Here is an 18,979-nt window from a genome sequence, read left to right as displayed (position 1 = left end):
TCAGCAATCGAACCTGATAGGAGCTCCAAAGAGCGCGTTACGCCGGGCCGCTGAGTGGGTATTCTCACAAGCCAATCGGTTCGTCCTGCGGATTCGTCACTGTTCTTGTGCCACAAGCCTTTTGGACCGTACGGAGCTGTAACGGCACAGGGTTGCAGGACGATAGCCCTACCCGACTTCGGCCCGGTCGCGCCGAAGGTCCATGCCGGCAGGCCACCACATACGCGAAAACGGCCCGCACTCCGGTACGGAGTGCGGGCCGTTCGAATCGGACCCACGGCGAGTGAGATGCCGCGATACAAGCTCAGAGAGGAATCCAACCAGGCCACCACGGGGGAATATTCTCCGGCCGACAGACTTCGTTCAGAATGTTCCCACCCGGGTCGTGCAACCAGACCATAATCATCCAGAGGAATCCCAACGAGCCAGCTGATCCCAAAACCAGTATGGCTATCCAACGCATGAAGGTGGCGACCTTCGCATCGAGCGAATATCCGATCCATAATGACGCCCCCCACCACAGGGATACGATGGCCGCGTTCGGGATGAACATCAGCAGCAGAGTGAAGCCCTCACCAGGCCCTCCGACCTTGCAATCTTGCCAACTCCGCGCCACTACCCCATTGATCGCACAGGATGTCACGAGGCCGGCAGCCAGAGCAGTCACCACAAGCGCTACCACCCGGCGGACGCGAAGGGACCCCGACTCGCGTTCACGAAATTCATGCTCGATCAATTATCCAGCCGCCATCCCCATCGGATCCCAGCTCCACCGACAGTCACGGCGAACCCATTGCCCGAATACCCTACAGACACCACCGCAATTTTTCAACTATCTCGTGGTTCTGAGCTGAACAACGGTCTCACCATCACTCATCGCCATTTCCATCTCAACCATGGCCTGCCGTATGCCGTCCCGCAATTGTTCACGAGTAATGTCCTTGCCATATTTCTCGTAAAGGTCGTATCCGATCTTCATCGTAATGTCGTCGCCGACATCATTCGCCCCAGTTGAGCCATCATGGAGGTTTGCCGCCCACATCAATGTATCTTCCGGAAATCCGGCGGCGTTGCCCACATACCCATAGTGGATATTCGAGTATATGTCGTAGTACACCGCGCGGTCCTGAGAAGGATCCTTGAAATAGAAGTCATCCTTGTCGGCCAGATTGAACTCATCAGCCAGTAGCGGCTTATGGTCCCACGGTGCGCCGACCTCCACCATACCCTTGAATGCGAGCATCGCGGCCATTTCGTCCGAGGTGCTGGGCGACAAAGCTTCCCACCACTCGTGGTCGTTCAGGTGGGACATGCGGGAAACCTCTGCAGAGTTTACGTTTCGGATCATCTCGTCAAAAATGTAGGACTCTGCGTCATTGAACCGCTGCTCACTGGCGGAGTAGTCGGACAGGTTCATCTGCGTTTTCGCCAGTTGGTTCCATTTGTTGAGTTCTTTCACCCGCCTCTCGATCACGTCATCGATACTGATTCGGGTACCCGGAAGATGACGAAGTCCCATGTACTTCATCTCAATGGCCACTTGAAGTTCTTCCTCGGCAAGTCGCCTACGATCCGCTGTAGTCGGATGGTTATCCGTATCAGATTCCCCGGAGCCAGGGCCCGGAGACCCGGGGTTGTCAATGAATTGAATAGCCGCGGATTCCGCCCCGTTCCGCGCGTTCATTTTCGGTGCCGCTACACTCACGATGCCAGCGAATTCGGTCAACGCTCGCGAAACAATGTTGTTCACCATGGATTCCACGGAACCGACCCGTTCGATTTGTCGCGCGGCAGTTGCCGGTGTCATTGCGTAGTAATTGTGGACTCGGCGCCGCCTACCGGTGTGCGCCGTGTCGGGATGGCCAACCGCGGGAGTCATCGACTCGAGCCAACGTTCTCGCATCAAGTTTCTATCCTCTGATACAACGGGCTGAGGTTGCTGCAGATCAGCTTCATGCGGCTGATGGGGTGGCACGTAGTAGCGCCACCCCATCAGAATCCGAGAGTCCTACCAGCAAACAATTCAGGCGGCTTCGACGGTCAAGTATGTCGTCGAACCGGCCTGCACCGTGGCGTCGCGGTTGTAGGGGATCGAGGTGGTGTTCGCCATCTGGACCCAGATCCGGTCGCCGCTGCTGAGATTCAGCGGCACATCGGCGAGCGTGAGTGAACTGCTTCCCGACGCAAAGGACTCTGTCGCGAGGACCGCGCTGTTGCGGACGAGGCTGACTTGCAGAGCGCCCGTCAAAGGGCTCCACGCCGCGGTCAACGAGATTCGGCACCGGATGACGGCGGCGAGGTCCTCACCGACCACCAGCTCGTCGGACACGATGCTCGATTCCTCGTAGCCGGCCCGCGCGACCCAGCCGGTGACCTTGACGTTGCTGGTATTGGTATTGACCGGCTGAATGCCACTCTTGTCCATCCCGGAGCCGGAAACGGCCGTGGGAGCGACGACGAGGAGATGCATCAGGCAGTCACCCCCTTCAGGCTCACCTGGAGCCCACGGCCCGCCGGACTGTCGGCCGTGGTTACGTGGACCGTCAGCCGGTCTCCGGCAGCGAAAGCCCAGGGACCACCCGTCGAGACCACCGTGTCGGCACCATGCGTGGCAGCGGGAATCGTCGCCGCGCTACCCGAGAGGGCGGTCCCGTTCTTACGCAGCTCCACCACCAGGTTGCCGGTGCCCGCGGTCTCACCTCGATAGGTGATCGAAGAGATACTGAGCGGTCGTTCGATTCGCAGCCCCTCGGGCATCACGTTCCCCGCACCGACCTTCCTGGCCCCGGTGTGGGACTTGAACGCGATGTCGTACGCCTGACCAGCCTGGGTGGGCGTACGCGAATCGGTGAGTCGCGGGTCGTTGTCGGCGACCGCCGCGAGCGCGGTCCGCGCGGCCGTGGAATCGGCGGCGGTGACCAGGGTCCGGCCGGTCGAGGTGGCATCGGCGATCTGGCTGATCGGGTGGGTATGCGGGAGCGCCGTGCGCGCGTCGGTGAGTCGCGGGTCGTCGCCGGCGACGGCGGTCGTCGCGGTGGAGCCGATGGCGGGAGGGAAGGTCGCGGGTTTGCCGGTGATTCCGCTCCAAGTGGTGGTTCCGGCGGGACCGCGGACGACGATTCCGGCGCCGTCCGGCGTCCACCCCTCGGCCGAGTGATAGACGTACAGCAGTCCGTCTGCCGCGACGACGTACTGGGAACCGTCCGGCGGCGACGCGGGCAGCTCGGCATAGGTGGCTGCCTGGCCGTCGACCTGAATACCTGCTCCACGCTCACCGCGCACCACAGCGTTGCCCGCACTCGCCGGGACCGGCGAGACGAGGGTGAGGTCGACCAGACCGGTCGACCCGGCATCGGGGTTCTCCGCGTCGGGCCCCGGCTGGTAGACACCGACGGTGAAGCTGAACGGGTCGAGCGGAACCGGATCACCGTCGTAGCTGAGGTCGAAAGAGACCTTCCAGGTCCAGTCGCTCGGGTTGGTCGCGCCGTTGGGAGCCACCAACCGGATCCCGCGGGCGCCACGCCAGGTGAGATAGCCGAACTCGTCGAGCTGGCATTCGTAGTGCTTGGGCAACTGGACATAGGTGGCCGGCGCGGGTTCACCACCTGCCACCAGCACCTTCGGCGCGTCGGCGGTGAAGATCACCCGGCCGGCCAGCGGCGGGAACTCGGGAAGGTCACCGATGTCGGGCCCATCGGCGACGTTGGCGAGGAAGCGCCCGACGACCTTGCCGTACTCGAGCGGGGGTAGTTCAGCCATGATGTGCTGCCTTTCGAAGAGGGTGGAGGAGGTCAGACCGGGCGGGCGTAGACGATGATCTGAGCGCCGTGTGATCCGACGGTGTAGCGGCCCGTGCCGTAGGCGCGCCGGACGATGACGTAGAGGGTCACGGTCCGATTCGCTGGCACAACAGCGAGCGGTTGTTCCGGGGAGGTCGGTTGTGCGAAGGCGGGGGCGACCATGGCGACCGGAAACGTGGTCGCCGGCGAGCCCACCCCGAGTCCGACGAGGTCGCCCTCTTTCGGGTCACCGAGACGGACCTCGATGTGACAGGCGGTCGACTGGTCGGTCGGCTTGCTGGCGACTCCGACAATTCCCTCGACCACCGGCTGCCACGCCATGGGCTGGGCCGGAATGGTGATCGAGGCCAGCACACGGTGGGCGTCGTCGAGGTTGGAGCCACCGTTGAATTGGCCCTGGCCGATCGCCCACGGGCCCATCAGCCGCGGGCTGGGAGCCGGAGTGAACTTCTGTGATGCGGCGTCCCAGGACAACACGAAGTTCTGGCCGAGGAAATGGTCGGCGTCGACCAGCACGTCAGCCGAGTCCTGAATGCGTCCGATACCGCCGGGTTCGCCCGGGTCGCCGATTTCTCCACGGGGGAAGGTGATCTCGAGATGCTGCTCCGGCGCATCGCCGACGATCTGCGCCGAGGCGGCGGACCCAGTCGGCCCGGCCACCCCGGCCCCGGTCATCCGGGTGACCGGGCCGCGGTGACCGCGCTTACCGAACGCATTACCGAAGGCGATGAACTCCAGGCCCGTCCAGTAGTACACGGCATTGTCGGACACGACCCGCCAGGCCTTGCGCGCGTCCGCCGTTGTCAGGTCGAGCGCGCGGAGAGCGTCCACGTCGGCGATATCGCCCTGCCAGTCCCACGGCCACGCCCGATCGCCTTCGGGTCCGGGTGGGCCTGCGGGCCCCTCACGCAGCTCGATCACCGCTTCGCGATCGACCAGCTCGACCGGGTTCACCGTGTACGGCAGGCCGACCGAGTCGGCCACGGCGCGCATCGTGATCATGATGTCGTCATCGAATACGGGATTCTCGGTCATGTCACAGCTCCATCGGGGTAACCACCGGCTGCGCCCAGCAGACGAGCTGCGCGCTTCCGCGGGAGTAGTGGTAGTCGGCCGTTCCCAGGTTGCGACGCAACACCACATGCAGTTGTGCGGCCTCACCGGCCGGCACCACACCCACCGAACTGTCCGGAGTCACGGCGGTTCCGAAGAAGCTCTGGATCCGGCTGTAAGCACCGGCACCGGCGGTGACGCCGGAACCCAGCGCGACGATCTGTCCGGAAGTCGACCCCAGCCGGACCTCGGTATCGACCCGGTTCTCGAAGGAGCTGTTCAGCGGCCGGGTGAAAACGCCGCCGGACACCACCGGACGCCAAGCGGTGTCCTGTGCTGGGATATTCAGCGTCGCCACCGCGTAGGACGAGGCCGATATCGACGACACAGACGCAGCGAAACCCGCTGTTCCGTCCCATGATTGGGACTCGACGACCGACCAAGGTCCGCGAAGACCCGGATGCGGGGTCGGCGTCCACTTCTCGGTGGCGGCGTTCCAGGTGGGTACGGCGCCGTCGGAATGCGTACCGTCGGCGTAGTCGGGCGCATTCCGCAGCGGCCCCGGCCCACCCGGCACGCCACGCTGACCTTTGACTCCCCGGGGGACCGTGAGATTCAGCGTGAGGTTGGGCGCCGTCCCGGTGATCGTCGCCTCGAGCGGCGAGCCGGGTTCTCCGGTTTCGACGACGCCGAGGGAGATGACACAGGGGTCACCGGACGGGCCGAGCGCACCGAAAGCCTCGGCGAAGGAATCGAATCCCGTGCCGTTCCAATACATGAGCGCGTCATTGGATAGCACCCGCCAAGCCCTGCCCGCCTGCGCCGGTCCGAGCCGGCTCGCTAGACTGGCGAGCGCCGCGGGATCGGCGATGTCGCCTTCCCATCGAAATGGACGGCAGGCTTCACCCGCTGGTCCGGCCGGGCCAGGCGGACCGGTCATCAATTCCAGTGCGCCGTCACGCGGGGTGGCGTGCATCGACTGCAGGATGCCGGGTTTCTCGATGCCTTCATCGATGCCCCGGATACGGGCGGACTCGAAGTATTCGCTGATGGTTGACATGCCACCTCCTTCAGATCGGTCGTGCGTAGACGACGAGGGATGATCGGCTGTTGTTGAAACTGATCGCGCCGGCGCCGTTCTGGCTGCGTTCCACCGAGACGACCAGATTCGCCGACTGCCCGGCCGCCACTGTGGCGTACGTCGAGGTCGGCGACATGTTCCGCGTCGCCTGCTCCTCGCTATAGGTCGGAATCAACGGCAGACAGATCGTCCGCGGCCCGGCAACGGGCAGCGTCGTCGCCAGCACCTGCCCCTGAGCGTTGTGCAGGCGAACGGTTCCCTGGCCGTAGTTCGATGCCGTCACGGCCGCGCCGACGTACAGGTGGCCGTACACGATGGGACGCCAGGCGAACGGTTGCGCCGGGATGGTGAAGGTCGCGACAGTGAGTCGGCTGGCGGTGACCTCTGTCGTCTCGACGAATCCCGTTTCGTACCAGGACCAAGGGCCCGCACCCAGCGGTGCCGGGGCCGGAACGAACTTGCCGCCCGCGCGGTTGTAGGCGAAGACGCCCCCGTGCGACGGACCCGACGAGCTGTCGTAGTCGGATCCGCCGACAATCGGGCCGGACTCTCCCGGTGGGCCTTCCGGACCTCGCGGTCCAGCGGGCGCGTTCACGGTGATCCGCTGCACGCCGCCGACGGACTCGATCTGCACCGCGGGAGCGGTGAGCCGCTCATCCGGCGGTGTCGTCACCGTGATGACTGAAAGTGCATCCGCCACAGGGCCTTTCGCGCCAACTGCTGCCGGGGAGTGTTGCCACGACGCCCCGGTCCACACATCCATACCGTCGTCGTCGAGCCGGTGCCACCAGTGGCCGCGTTGTTCGGCACCGAGGCCCCCGGGCCGGGCGGCCGCGTTGGCGATCTCCCCCATCTTGCGAAATGTGGTCCCCGGCCGACCCGGCCTGCCCTGTTCCCCAGCGGGGCCCGGGGGCAGTTCGAGGGCGGCGATATCATCGGACACGGTGATCTCGGCATCGAGAATCGGAAGTCCGTCGATATCGGTCTCACGGGCCACGGTGATATGGGCGGGAAAACTGATGTCCGCCATGAATTCCTCCGTGTATCAGATAATGAGCAGGTCGAGGTCGGCACCGACATCGGTGGACAGGTCCTTGATCGCCGAGGCCACGCGACCGAGGCGCTGCCAGGCCTTCACGATCGAGTCCTCCTCGTCGGAGCCGTCGCCGACGGTGATCTGCCAGGTCGCTGCGGTTTCCCGGTTGTCGATGAAGGTGAATTCGGTAACGAAGTCGGTGAAGACCTGGTCGCCGAGGGCAAAGCCGATCTGGTCACCGAGGCCGAAGTCACGGCCGAGCAAATAGGGTGCGTTGTCCTCCACCGTCACCTTGTGACTGGTGTAGCCGCGGGTCAGGTGCAAACCCTGCCTGCCCGCGACCAAGCCGTCGAGAGTGAAGGCTTTGTCGCTGCCGGTGATGTAGAGCTCGCGGAACGCGTAGGGCCCGGCGCGATCGATGCGCGCCTTGTCCTGGTACACCATCCAGGCCAGGAAGATGTCATCGAGCTGCCCGCGATACAGGAAGTCCAAGCCGATCAGCGACAACAGACCCTTGATCGCGTACTCGATGCCGGCGTTGACCCAGCCAGGAGAGCGTCCGCCGATGATCACATCTGTCGCGGTCGGCTTGTGCAGAGCGACCTCGGAGGGCCCGATCCCGGAGTATTCGCCTTCGAAATACCACACCCAGGGGAAGTTCTTGACCGTGCCGAACTTGCCGGGCTGGCCGTAGATGGCCTCGTACTCGGTTGTCGAGTCGAATCGCGGGTACCGGACCGGAGTAGTCCCGTCATCCGCGAAATCCTCGATCCAGGAGATGATTCCGTCCAGCAGCGTGCCGGTCGGGCCGGTGACGCCCGACTTGTCCACCGTCTCCAGAACCACGGTCGGCTTATCGAGGTAGAACCATTCCGGCGCCGGCTGTTCGTCCTCACCCGGCAGGAAGAATCGCGCGGTCAGCATGACGCCCGAATCCTCGAGCATCGGCTGGAACAACTTGTCCGCCATGTCGAATCGCGCCGAAGCGGCACTCCACGTGCTGGTGTCGGTCAGCGGATCGACGGGGACGACCGCGATCGGGAAGGTGGTGTTTCCCTGCAAGCGCATCAGGTTCGTGGTCAGGTAGGCGGTCACCATCGACCGCACCGGACCGAACATGATGTGATGCCGGGGGAACTGCGCCAGGATCGGCGCGAACGGCGACGCCCAGCAGCAGATCGTCGACACATGGTTCCAGGCGTGAATCGCCTCGATGTCGACGGTCTCCACACCGTGCTCATCACGGACGATCGAGGCCTTCGTGATGTACCCGTCCCACCGGAATCCCTTGGTGTTCACCGTAATCGGGATGGTCGCGTCCTCGAGATCATCGTTGTTGAACAGATGATCGAAATGCTCCATGTCCCGGGGACAGAGCATCTTCAGTCCACCGGCGGCATTGCGGGGGTAGGTGAACTCCAGCGACAGATAGCTGTGCTCCTCCCCCACTTCCTCCATGTCCTTGTTCCAGTACCGGACCAGAACATCTTGGCTGCGCGCCTGCTCACCCTCGAGCCGAACCGCCTCATCCATCCGACGCGACTCGGCATACGGATCCCAGACCACCGCGCCCATCAGAACGGCCTCGAGGATCGGGGGCTCACCGAGGCGATGATGCTCGAGTCCACGGTGCCGTCCTCGACCTGCACCAGGATCTCGGTGGTCGTCCACGGCTCGACCGGCGCCAGCCAACGACGTCCGGCCAATTGGGCCCACACATTGCGACCACCCGGAGCGTCATCGGAATACAGTCGCGCGGTGCGGTGGCGAGGATGAGTATCGATACGCAGCACTTCGCCTTCCGCCAGCCGCGGAGTCTGCACCAAGCGCAGGTCGTCACCCGCCAGCGGATCGAGGATCGCCCACCGACCGGGGCCGTTCATCGTGTATCGCGGCCACGCCTGCTGGTCCGCCGCGTTACGCACCCGAACCACACCTTCCCCGGCGCCGGCGCTGTTCTCCCACACCGAGTTTTCCTCGAAGTGCCCGAACAGCGGGTCCATCGCCGCGGCCGACATCTTGTAGGCGACCAGACGATTGCGAGCCGGGTCCACATCACCCACCGGCTCCGGCGCGGCATCGAGCTGCACCTTCTGGAACCGCCAACCCTGATGCCGGGTGAAGTAGCCAACTGTCGCCGGCTTGTCGGTCGACCAACCACGGAACCACGCGTCGTGCACCGCATGGAACTCCCGGACCGGATCCGTCCGACCGGCCCCGCCGGTACCGGTGATCACAACCACGAAGTCCCATTCCCGCTTCGACCGCACCGATCGCATGAACGTCGCGCCGTCCTGGCGCGCGCCTTCGGAGACAAGCAACTCGACCGGCGCGAACATGAAGCCCGTCTGCGCCGACAGTCGCACACCCTCCTTACCAGCGTTCGCACCCGACAGATGCCACGCGCGACCGTTCACATCCCACACCACGATCTTGGTGCCCTGATCATTCAAAAGCTGGTGCGTCACCGCCCCAAACCTCCTCCACGCTGCTGCGCCAGAACCCGACGCCGACGAACCCGCTCCACCGCTACCGCAGCGCTCTTCGGATCCATGCCATTGAAGTTGTAGATATCTCCGCGAGCGGTGTGCGCACCCGGACCTTCCGCCAGATCGACCAGCCCGAACCCGGTCCCGATCACTTCCTTCGCTGTTTCGGCGGCGTATTCGATTGGTTTGGTGATGAATTCGGCGGCTGTGCCCAAGACTTCCGAGCCGGCGACCGACCCCAGAGCACCACCGATCACGCTGCCGACAGGTCCACCGACCGCGGTGCCGATCGCCGCGCCGATGGTCGAGCCGATCTGGCTTCCGGCCGCTGATGCCGCGCCCTGGATCCCACCCGTGAGTCCGCCGATCAGTCCACCGTTCTCCAACCCGGAAAGCGCGCCGGACAATCCGCCGGAAAGACCGGCTTCGGCACCTCCGGACAACAGAGCGTCTGTGTCTATCGATGGAAGCTCGGGCAATCCGCCGCTGTCGGTATGCGGCGCGAAAGTCCTCAGTAGCGCGGAGAAGTCGCCACTGTTTATCGCTTCGAGAATTCCACCAAACTGCCGAGCCGCTTTCGCGTTGACGACATACTCACCATCGGACAACCATGCCGCAATCAAATCCTCAGTCGACCCGCCAGGACCCGAGACGAATCCGCCATTGGCGCGGGGGACTCGGGGAATATCGTCGACCGGACCAAGGTCTACGCCACCGGGCACATCCGTGAGAATCGCGGGGCCGCCCCAAGGACTGACTATAAGCTGCCGATATCGATCCAGTGCCCCCTCTCCGCCGGGCAATTCGTGCTGGAACCACAAGTTCACCATCGGGCCGTGCTTGGCTCCCGATGCGGCGGGATCGATTAGCGCCGTCTCGGTAGGACCGCCGGGCGTATCGTGATATGCCTCGAAAGACGGGTAGTCGGTACGAACCCCACTGAGTTCCACACCATTTTCACCAGGCGTCACTACAATATCGCCATTGACGGTTCCGGTCTTTTCGCCCATCGGGGGAAGGAATCCATCCCGACCACTGTATTTCATCCTTATTTCACCGTCAGGACTCTGCCAAACAGTCGCTTGCGGTGTGGCCACCTGAACGTCACCACCACGGACTGCAACCGACGGATTCTGCCGCATGACGACGATTCCGTTCTCGTAATCAATGATTACCGAGATCTTGCCGGACTCAGGGTCGAAATTGGGATCTGTCGTCCGGTTGTCGCCGCGATCCTCTGGGAAGCTGAAGTCACCGTCAGCAAAATCCTCCCAGCTGAACCGCCCAAGCCAGGGATTGTATACGTCGAACTGTTCGATGAAATGCGTGGCGCGTACTACACCCTTCCCTGGAACCGGATTTATCATGACCGCCTGGATACTCGGACCCACACCGCCATATTTTTCCGTGTAGCTATTAGGATTCAGAAATACAGCGGTCGACCAATCCGCGTCGGTTTCCGGCCAGCGCTCGAAGACTTCATAGAACACGTCAGCCGAGGAACCGAGACGCGCGCCGTCGAATTGCCCAGCGTATGAATCGGCCGCAGGCGGTACATACCCCCGATCGACGACCCACGGGGCCTTCCCGGGCACTTCGATCGTCTCCGACCTGGTCTCACCGACCGACCACTCGGTTCCACTCGGCAGCTCTACCGTCTCACCGGCCGATGGCTTCCCGGATGTCGTCAGCACGATTACGTCCTCCAGGCCACCCGCAGGCGGAGGGGTCGACGAGCCACCGGAACTTTGCGGAGCAGGCGACACACCGGTGAACATGTTCACGGTGGCCATATCGCTACTCGACCCCTGATTGCCGCCCAACGAGCCAGGTGGCACTCCGGTAAACATCTCGACTGTCGACATACTGGTGTCGTCTTTATCGCTCTTCGGATCTTTTGGCGCCATGGACACCATCTCCTGACTGAGTATTGAAGATTTTCGTTGCTATGCCCCCAGCGTTCGCGTGGTATCGTTCAGCGACAGTCCGCTCCAGACAGGCATGGGTCTTGATTCCTCGACGTTCAATTCACGCCAAGCATGCTTACGCACGCCGCATGACGTTACTTATCATCTGCACCGTTATCGCCACTTCATGTTCTGATAATCGCGACAATCCAGACAGATGGCAGCGCGCCCCCGAACTGACATATCTAGGAGACTTTCCGGTCGACAAAGATCTGACCGCCGGTCGCGCTCAGGACATTACGATCTCGCACGTCCGCGCAATGGTCAGCGCATTTGGAGTCGAAATCTCACTCACCGGATACAATCCAATGGCACCATCACGACGATCCTGCATGTTGGATAAAATGGCAGTCGATCCTCCCCATCGATTCATGACTTCATATCAGGTCGAAGGAGCAACCGGCAAAGCCGGACTCCAAGGGTTCATGGATTCATGGCGAGAAATGGGCTGGAAAGTATCATACAAAGCTGGACTACATTCGGTGGATTACGAAACCAACGTCATCGAGGGGGTCACCCCTGATCACTACTCGATGAACATGCAGATATTACAGGAAAAACTGCTGGTCCTCACTGCCGTATCGCACTGCTTTCCCTTCACACCGGGGGATCCTGCCGATGCGATACCACTCAATATCCCGTAGAGCCGTCAGCCCTGATCCCATCCCAGGAATTCGTTGACGTTTCCGATCCCCATCGGGCTTCCGATTCGCTCGGCCGTCGGCTTCACTCCGGGCCGCGGAATCGGCTCCGGACGGTTCCGGCCGTGCTGGGCGTCTGCCGACTTCGCCCACACGAGCCAGCGGAGCGAATCGGCCATATCAGCCAGCAGCATGCGATCCAGATGCCATTCGTGCTCGCCGCGGTTGCGGGCTCGGTACAGCGCGGAGGTCCTCGGGCTGTAGCCGACGATCGCCTTGAGATCCCCCCAGTTCAGCGTCTCCGTGCCCAGCTGACGTAGGCGCAACCCCAGCAGGATCAGGTCGTATTCGATGGCCTCGCTGTGCTCTTCGCAGAGCGCATCGAGGCTCAGGATTCCCCCAGGCGCACACCCGAGTGACGCTGCCAGGATTCGAGTAGGTGGTGGTACTCGTCGTGGTCCATTTCATCGAGTACCGCGAGGACATCAGCGGACACACTCAGTTCGATGATGGTGTGGAACGCATCGGCAATGCCGAGGCGGCGCACTCGGCGGACCAGCCCGGGCTTCAAATACGTCAGCGAGGGGAGGCGAACCTCCACCTGACCGACTCGTTCGACGAAATCCTCCTTAACTTTGCTAAAGGTGGGCTGAACAGGCGCTTTGGGGGAGCTCACGGAATACTTCCTTCAGGTGATGCAGTACGTGCAGGAGGGGTGGAGGCTGTTGGCCGTCACCCTGCGGGGTGGGCCGCCGCAAGATGTGCGGACGGCCCACCCCAGGAAGAACTTCGTCAGGCAGTCTTGATGCCGTCATCGAGGTAGCGGTACGCCTTGATACCAGCGTCGTTCTTGAACGCCTCGACGGTGATGGTGAAGCCGGCCAGCTCCTTGGAGACGAACTTCTTCTCCTTGACCGCCGAGATCTTGGCGTTCGGCAGGACGATGCGCAGCTTCTTGTCCTCGTTGATCATGTCGAAGATCCAGGCCCGGTGCGGCAGCACCGCGCCCGTCTCGTGGACGTCGATGCGGGTGCCGTTGGTGGCGTCGGCCGGGGTGACGGTCACGTTGTCCGGGCCGAACACCTCGCTCAGCACGTCCTGGTCCCACACGGCGTACAGAGTGAGGCCGAAGCGGACCGAGTGCTCGGTCTGGAGCTGGGCGATGATGTCGGCGTTCCAGTCCTTGACGGTTTCGACCTTGCGCTCACCCATCGACTCGATGCCGTCCTCGGACACGTAGCCGAGGGGGGTGAAGCCGGCGTCGAGCACGCCGGCGGCAGAAGTCGGCAGCGCGGTCGACAGCGGGGCGACCAGGACACCACCGGTGACCGCGAGGTTGGGGGTGCCGGCACCGATAAACTTGCTGGAAGGCAGAGCCATGAGAGTGTGTTCCCTTCAGATTTCTTGTCGTTTCGGTATTCAGTTGTATTTCCTCCCGAATGGAACTGCGGCGTGCGTAGTTCCGGCGGGAAGTCTCAGGCGAGGATCTTGCCTCGCACGATCAGGTCGAAAATGGCTGTGTATCGGGGCGCGTCGGTCTGCGGGTCGGTGTCGTTCTCACCGCCGGCGTCTTCGACGCTGTCGCACCAGATCTCGCCGATGTATCCCGGTGCCAGAGATGTCACGATCGCTCGCACGTTCGCCGCCAGCATCGCGGCGCTTCCGGCATCATCGGTACATTCGACGACGATTCGCGGACGATCGAATGCGAGATGCGCACCACGACGTCCCTCCCGATCCTCGACATCGAGCCTGGCCTTGCGGTCGTTCCTCGCGACTCGCACCATGCGAGCAGGCCGGGGTTCGGGAATTCGCGTCACCACCGCGGCGGTATCAGCGAGATCCGCGAGCTCCGCGGTGAGGTAGTCGACGAGTGCCTCTTCGATATCAGCGAATACAACTCGCTCAAGCATTGGTGTTCACCAATCTTCGGTAGGTTGGTTGCAGCTGGTGTCGGCCGTTCGTGCCGTATTGATCCGTTCGCGGAGGACTTCGACAATCCCCGCGTACGCATCGGTCTTGGTAGGACCTTCCACTGCCAATCCGCGGGGATGAGTGGCGGACCACATTCCTTCGTCGGTTTGCCGAACGTCGATGTCGGCGAGGTCGTAGAAGACTTCCGGATCCGGATCAGGCCAACTGCCATCGTCATTCGGTGTGATGTGCGTTCCGGTGTCGAACGCACCTGGCGGCCCAGCAGGAGTGGGGATCCACCGGATGGTCTCGAGTTCTGGGTGCACGCGAACACCTCGCTTCACCAGGTACTCGGCAACGCGCGTAGCTTGTTTGATCGACGTAACAGTGGGCTCAGCGAGCTTGCGGCCGACCCGGCTCTGCCAGGCAGGAAGGTGGATGACCGACAGCTCCTCAGCCAGCGCGCGCACCTGAGGATCGAGCTCGTCGTCCTGGTCCGCCTCCGCGAGTTTCCCCGACAGCGTTTGCTGCAGCAGCGCGAGGAACTCCGGCGTCACCAACTGCCCGGATTCGGTATGTACGTATCCGGTTTTCGGCGGTACCTCGTCACGGAAGTCGATCGAATCGATGATTTCCTTATCGGCCATATCGTGTAGCCTCCCGGTTTTGGGCATCAAAAAAGCCCAGACCTGCCGGACTGGGCTTTCTGCTAAAAATATTGAGATACTTTACTAGCGGCCAATCACGGCCGCATGCGGGTATAGCAAACCGCTAACACATCGTGTCGAATACCTCGCCAGACTCGAGGAGCACCTTTCGCCCCCAGCCTATCGGCTGCCAGATAACATCCATGTCTTCGTAATGTTGAACTTCGCCGACCTGATCTTCGTATCCGGGCCTCGATATCCATATACCCATTGAGTGGCAGCTCAACCATGGTACCGGCGGGCTCGAACATGATAGTTAAGTTGCTCGACTGAGCGCTGATTCTGAACTTCATTCGCCACACCTTCGATAGCGGTTCTCACACGGCAATTCAGCGTCTCCGAATGAGAATAGCGAACTTTACACCGAGTCCCAATTCTTGGCAATAAATTCTGCGACCTGAGCCCTAGGAAGGGCGCTTGGATTGTTGCCGTCACCACCGTGAGTGACCACCGAGACGGCATAGGCAACCGCATACATATCGCGAACCATCTTCACATCGTCCAGCGTCAGACGCTCTGCGGTGAACGGCGATGAGCCGTCGGCACCGTGACACCGAACGAGGGCGGCAGCATCCGCCACGCACAATCGCTGGTCAGGACGTACACCACAGCCGTGAACACTGCTCGTTGATCCACCGGAGCAGACCCACCGGCGGACAGCGAACTCGGGAAAGGGAGGCTCCACCAGCGCCCACAACTCGTCCGGTGCCAGCCGCCCCACCAATTCGTCGACCACGACCAAACATCATGCGGCTCAACCCGATCCGAAACAACCAGGACAATTCACCGCGACATGAGACACGACCTTAACGCTTCACATTGAGGTCGACGGAACCCGGAATGATCCGCATCTCATCCGAACTGCATTCGACGGTGAACAGGATATCGTCTTCTTCACAGTCAGCACGACGGACCGGTTCGATCGAAACATCAACAGGGTCGGGCACCTCCGGCATACCCGGGTCCTGATTGATTTTCACGGCACGACCGGAAACAGCGCTCATAAAACGAAACCGCACCTACACACCTACATCCATACCGGTCGGGTCCTCGGCGTATAGCAAACAGCTAAGCTGCTCGATCACCAGCTCATCCTCCCAATAATCCAAGGTAAGCTCGGACTCGTCTATTCTATCGACATGCAGCGGCCACACCGAGATAACCAGAAATTCCCCCTCCGCGATCGTCCATTCATGTCCCGACGGCTCGAATCGAACCTTCAACTCACGCTCTCTTGCATATAGGCGAAATTTCGATATTTCGCGTATTTCCAACTCCTTCAGTATCACGCATACTCCCAGTTCTTCAGGTAGAACTCCATAAGCTGAGCGCGCTGGAGAGCGCTGGGATTTATGGAACGCGCACTGCCGAATTCGACCCTAGCCGCGGAGGCGGCGTAGACCACCGCATAGTAGTCTCGAATAATACCTGGTCCATCGTCATCAGGTCATAGCTCGCATCGTTGTTGTCCCAGATCTGTATGCCGGTGCGTTCCTCACCAGAAGGCCCCTTACCCATACCCTTCACGGTGGTACCGTGGGCCACCGTGATCTGCTCCACTTTATCGAACCATGGTCGCGCCTGCACTGGTACAGGCAACTCTCCGTCTGGAACAAATCAGCAGGGGGAAGCGGAATGGGGTCATACTCGTCCTGGCCCGGGACAGGAAAGTCAGGCGGAGCGGGTAGTCCTTCACAGCCCGGGTGTCGGCTGCCCACACACGGAATGATTCCGGGCCGACGGCCAGGAATCATTCATAAATCCACGTCGGTGGATCCGGGCTGAATGTTTACGATCGCGTGGCTTTCACCAGCTTTACCCGGGAGCGTCCATGACAACTCTCTAATTGAATTCAGGATTCAGCCATACCGATTCAAGAATGCCGTCCACGATATCCATTACAACCCCGGGTGCGATAGATACGCATTGTCCACCACCAGCACCACGATGCACCTTGACCCACCCGGTGTCAGCATCGTAATCCACGTTCCAGCGCCCTTCAATTATATCTTTTGGCTCACCCGGCGACATCACCTCCGAGACGAGGAAGATTCGGCCATTGTTTGCCACCGGAGCGCGGAGCTGCGTCATTCTCCAGCCCGGTTTAGGCAAGTAGCCCCAAGGAAACAGAACTTCCCCGGTATCCACCGAAGTCGCCAACTGTAGCTCATTCACCAACAGACTTTCCGTTCCGGAATCGCCGATTCTCATCGAAACGTCAGCCGAATCGGCGGGAATGAAATCAATGGCGCACTCATGGTGAACGTAACGAAGTTCTCCGTGTAGCATCTCTCCAGCTTCGATACGAAAGCGCATAATTGAGACCTTCCCTATTTTCTTCTTGGCTTCCATAAGAAATGCAGGATCACATTACGCTTGGTATCAATAACCAATTCATAGTTTCCTTCTTTGCCGTTCAACGACCCTGGCGCGTCCCATCTTACTGCCCCAGGGTACCCACCGGGGTCGATCCTGAGTGTACCGTTCTCCATTATTTCTTTGATAATTTGGGTCGAAGTCAAATAGGGTCTCGATGGACGACCATCCGGCTTCAGCTCCCTGAGGTGCTTCTGATTAACCCCACTTAGCACTAGGGCTTCTGGATCAACACCTTTTGCTAGTTCTTCAGGGGTTTCCGCTTCATGCGGAACCGGCGCCGACGGTTCCGTCTCCGTTCTATGTGGCGCGCCCGCTTCCGGCGCTTCGGTGTCTCGCCTGGCTTGTTCTGCAGCCTCGCGCCTGTTTCGGCTCCAGGGCAAACGATCCGCTAGGTCACGAATCTCACGTCCGACACCTTGTAGGCCCCTTCCAATACTTTCGAAAAGTCCAGGAACAGCAGACTTGAATGGTTTGGCTAGGATCTTTGCGCCTATACGACCCAGAGCTCCTATGCCAGTTACATCGAGAATTAGGAGTCCGATATTCGCCGCGAATCCGGTCCAGTCGCCGGCCAATCCATCAGAGATGGCTTGGCGCAGAGGCCCCCATATCGGAATGAGGCTTTCCAAGAATCCCGGATCGGTGGAAATGTATTCGGAGAGCCAACGCAGGAACTCTTCGAGGAGGGCTTGCTCTTCGTTGGCCGGTTCGCTTGTTGTCTCAGGATTCAGTTCGGGCGGTGGCGGTACCCGCAGGGGCGGTACGTTGGGCGGAGGCGGCAGCGGTGAGAACCCGCCACCTTCACCTGGCTGGGTACCCGCAGCCGGCACAGGAACCGCCTCGTCGTTGTGTGGCCCGTTCGGGATATCCTCGTTCTCTTGGGTCGGCGAGCTTTCGGTTCCAAGCGGACTCGACGGCTGATCGGAAGGCGAGTCCCCGCGCGCTGGGTCCGGAGTCGTCCCTGGCTGAGGCACACTGCGTTCGGTGCTCGGCGCGGGAACTGGATACGCGTCGTCCTGGCTGCCCGGGATGGGCACGGGATACCCGTAGTGGACGCGCTCCTGCCCGTTTTCATAGGTTCGCCAAATGTCGACCGGTGTTCCGTCGTCCCAGTAGGGCTCGTCGTTATTCCACATCAACTTTCGGCCGGGTGGGTTCTCTATCGAGTTCCGGCGAGGCGCAGGTTCGGTCGTACCCGGCGCGTCATCGGGGCCGCTTTGGGAATTTCCGCCTCCACCCGCGCCACCTTGGCCAGAGTCCCCTCCGTAGTACGGAACATCACCTGCTCCACCGGACCCGGGTTGCTCGGTACCAGGGTCAGGGCCGGTGCGATAGAGCGCGTCGTTGGGCTCGTCAGGGTTCCGGTGGGAGATGTCGGGTTCGCCCGGAGCGATGATGCCGGGGTCGATGTCATCGTGTGGTTCGGCTGGCTGGGCGTAGATGCCGGGATCGACAGACACCCCCGCGATCATCTGATTGCGGCTTTGGATGCGTTCGACCATCCGTGCCGAACCGGCCACAGACATTCCATGAAAATCGTAGGTGCGTCCGCCTGCGCCACGGTCGGAGTCACCCGAAGGTGATGTTCCAGCAGCCGGAGCAAGAGCTGCCAGTCCCATGGAACGACCAGCAGCCCAAGACACTGCTGGTTCAGAAGGCGGGCGAACTTCGTCCGAGTTCACCAATGTGAGTGCCTTTACAGAATGGCTCGGGCCGAGTACACGGGCCGGGCGTGAAGAAGAAGGTCAACGAATCGATCAGCGGCTTGCCCGTGCACTCGGTTCCGCGCTGCGAAGATCAGAGTCCGAGCAGCTGCAGGATGACCGGGGCCAGCACGACTGCCAGCTCGAGCAGCTGGAGAAGGACGGGAAGCATGGGATTCACCCCCTTTCCTGGAGGGCGGGTGGGGTGG

19 protein-coding genes and 1 pseudogene are annotated in these 18,979 nt (G+C 61.7%); 1 reads left to right on the top strand and 19 read right to left on the bottom strand.

The genetic code is table 11. The features are described from left to right. Window positions 1–832 precede the first annotated feature (832 nt). The 9 genes from QC180_RS29835 to QC180_RS29795 all read right to left on the bottom strand — a co-directional run bounded on the left by QC180_RS29835 (window position 833) and on the right by QC180_RS29795 (window position 11,252). Window positions 833–1,807, bottom strand: a complete 975-nt coding sequence (locus tag QC180_RS29835) for a polymorphic toxin type 44 domain-containing protein (protein WP_278266204.1) — start codon at window positions 1,805–1,807, stop codon at window positions 833–835. A gap of 216 nt (window positions 1,808–2,023) precedes the next feature. Continuing rightward, window positions 2,024–2,470 (bottom strand): hypothetical protein, encoded by a 447-nt coding sequence (locus QC180_RS29830; RefSeq protein WP_278266203.1) that lies wholly within the window; start codon window positions 2,468–2,470, stop codon window positions 2,024–2,026. Further along, on the bottom strand, window positions 2,470–3,759 hold the full coding sequence (locus tag QC180_RS29825; RefSeq protein ID WP_278266202.1) for a hypothetical protein: 1,290 nt from the start codon (window positions 3,757–3,759) through the stop codon (window positions 2,470–2,472). The genes QC180_RS29830 and QC180_RS29825 overlap by 1 nt, the downstream gene beginning before the upstream one ends. A gap of 32 nt (window positions 3,760–3,791) precedes the next feature. After that, window positions 3,792–4,835, bottom strand: coding sequence for a hypothetical protein (locus QC180_RS29820; RefSeq protein WP_278266201.1), 1,044 nt, complete (start codon window positions 4,833–4,835; stop codon window positions 3,792–3,794). A 1-nt stretch (window position 4,836) separates the two neighbouring features. Next, window positions 4,837–5,913 carry a hypothetical protein gene (locus QC180_RS29815; RefSeq protein ID WP_278266200.1) on the bottom strand — a complete coding sequence of 359 codons (1,077 nt, stop codon included), beginning with the start codon at window positions 5,911–5,913 and terminating at the stop codon, window positions 4,837–4,839. Window positions 5,914–5,923: 10 nt separating this feature from the next. Continuing rightward, window positions 5,924–6,964, bottom strand: coding sequence for a hypothetical protein (locus QC180_RS29810; RefSeq protein WP_278266199.1), 1,041 nt, complete (start codon window positions 6,962–6,964; stop codon window positions 5,924–5,926). A 15-nt stretch (window positions 6,965–6,979) separates the two neighbouring features. Beyond that, entirely contained in the window at window positions 6,980–8,545 is a 1,566-nt protein-coding gene (locus tag QC180_RS29805; RefSeq protein ID WP_278266198.1) for a Gp37-like protein, read from the bottom strand. Further along, window positions 8,545–9,438 carry a phage tail protein gene (locus tag QC180_RS29800; protein ID WP_278266197.1) on the bottom strand — a complete coding sequence of 298 codons (894 nt, stop codon included), beginning with the start codon at window positions 9,436–9,438 and terminating at the stop codon, window positions 8,545–8,547. The genes QC180_RS29805 and QC180_RS29800 overlap by 1 nt, the downstream gene beginning before the upstream one ends. Further along, a complete protein-coding gene (locus QC180_RS29795; protein WP_278266196.1) occupies window positions 9,435–11,252 on the bottom strand; it encodes a hypothetical protein in 1,818 nt (605 codons plus the stop codon). Before QC180_RS29795 ends, QC180_RS29800 begins: the two co-directional genes overlap by 4 nt. A gap of 263 nt (window positions 11,253–11,515) precedes the next feature. Between QC180_RS29795 and QC180_RS29790 the strand changes: the two genes are divergently transcribed. Next, a complete protein-coding gene (locus tag QC180_RS29790; RefSeq protein ID WP_278266195.1) occupies window positions 11,516–12,070 on the top strand; it encodes a hypothetical protein in 555 nt (184 codons plus the stop codon). A 5-nt stretch (window positions 12,071–12,075) separates the two neighbouring features. Here QC180_RS29790 and QC180_RS29785 read toward each other — a convergent pair whose 3' ends face one another. The 10 genes and pseudogenes from QC180_RS29785 to QC180_RS29740 all read right to left on the bottom strand — a co-directional run bounded on the left by QC180_RS29785 (window position 12,076) and on the right by QC180_RS29740 (window position 18,593). Then, the gene (locus tag QC180_RS29785) at window positions 12,076–12,393 is read right to left on the bottom strand and encodes a DUF5361 domain-containing protein (protein WP_278266194.1); all 318 of its coding nucleotides are present in this window, start codon (window positions 12,391–12,393) and stop codon (window positions 12,076–12,078) included. A 62-nt stretch (window positions 12,394–12,455) separates the two neighbouring features. Beyond that, window positions 12,456–12,743 carry a hypothetical protein gene (locus tag QC180_RS29780; protein WP_278266193.1) on the bottom strand — a complete coding sequence of 96 codons (288 nt, stop codon included), beginning with the start codon at window positions 12,741–12,743 and terminating at the stop codon, window positions 12,456–12,458. Window positions 12,744–12,859: 116 nt separating this feature from the next. Beyond that, window positions 12,860–13,447, bottom strand: a complete 588-nt coding sequence (locus tag QC180_RS29775; protein ID WP_278266192.1) for a phage tail tube protein — start codon at window positions 13,445–13,447, stop codon at window positions 12,860–12,862. Between the two features lie 95 nt (window positions 13,448–13,542). Beyond that, window positions 13,543–13,980: a hypothetical protein gene (locus QC180_RS29770; protein ID WP_278266191.1), complete on the bottom strand. Its 438-nt coding sequence runs from the start codon at window positions 13,978–13,980 to the stop codon at window positions 13,543–13,545. A gap of 6 nt (window positions 13,981–13,986) precedes the next feature. Further along, window positions 13,987–14,628, bottom strand: coding sequence for a hypothetical protein (locus tag QC180_RS29765; RefSeq protein WP_278266190.1), 642 nt, complete (start codon window positions 14,626–14,628; stop codon window positions 13,987–13,989). A 585-nt stretch (window positions 14,629–15,213) separates the two neighbouring features. Then, a pseudogene (locus QC180_RS29760) lies at window positions 15,214–15,412 on the bottom strand (transposase); the annotation flags it as partial. Window positions 15,413–15,494: 82 nt separating this feature from the next. Continuing rightward, window positions 15,495–15,692, bottom strand: coding sequence for a hypothetical protein (locus tag QC180_RS29755; protein ID WP_278266189.1), 198 nt, complete (start codon window positions 15,690–15,692; stop codon window positions 15,495–15,497). Window positions 15,693–15,707: 15 nt separating this feature from the next. Beyond that, complete coding sequence (locus QC180_RS29750) at window positions 15,708–15,977, bottom strand: hypothetical protein (RefSeq protein ID WP_278266188.1); 270 nt, start codon at window positions 15,975–15,977, stop codon at window positions 15,708–15,710. A gap of 553 nt (window positions 15,978–16,530) precedes the next feature. Continuing rightward, a complete protein-coding gene (locus QC180_RS29745) occupies window positions 16,531–17,040 on the bottom strand; it encodes a hypothetical protein (protein WP_278266187.1) in 510 nt (169 codons plus the stop codon). Continuing rightward, window positions 17,019–18,593 (bottom strand): hypothetical protein, encoded by a 1,575-nt coding sequence (locus tag QC180_RS29740; RefSeq protein WP_278266186.1) that lies wholly within the window; start codon window positions 18,591–18,593, stop codon window positions 17,019–17,021. Before QC180_RS29740 ends, QC180_RS29745 begins: the two co-directional genes overlap by 22 nt. Between the last annotated feature and the right edge of the window lie 386 nt (window positions 18,594–18,979).

This window comes from Nocardia anocheti (assembly GCF_029675105.1).
In the GTDB taxonomy this organism is placed as follows: Bacteria; Actinomycetota; Actinomycetes; order Mycobacteriales; family Mycobacteriaceae; genus Nocardia.
The sequence above is the reverse complement of the archived record's forward strand: the minus strand, read 5'-3'. Positions and strand labels throughout refer to the sequence as shown.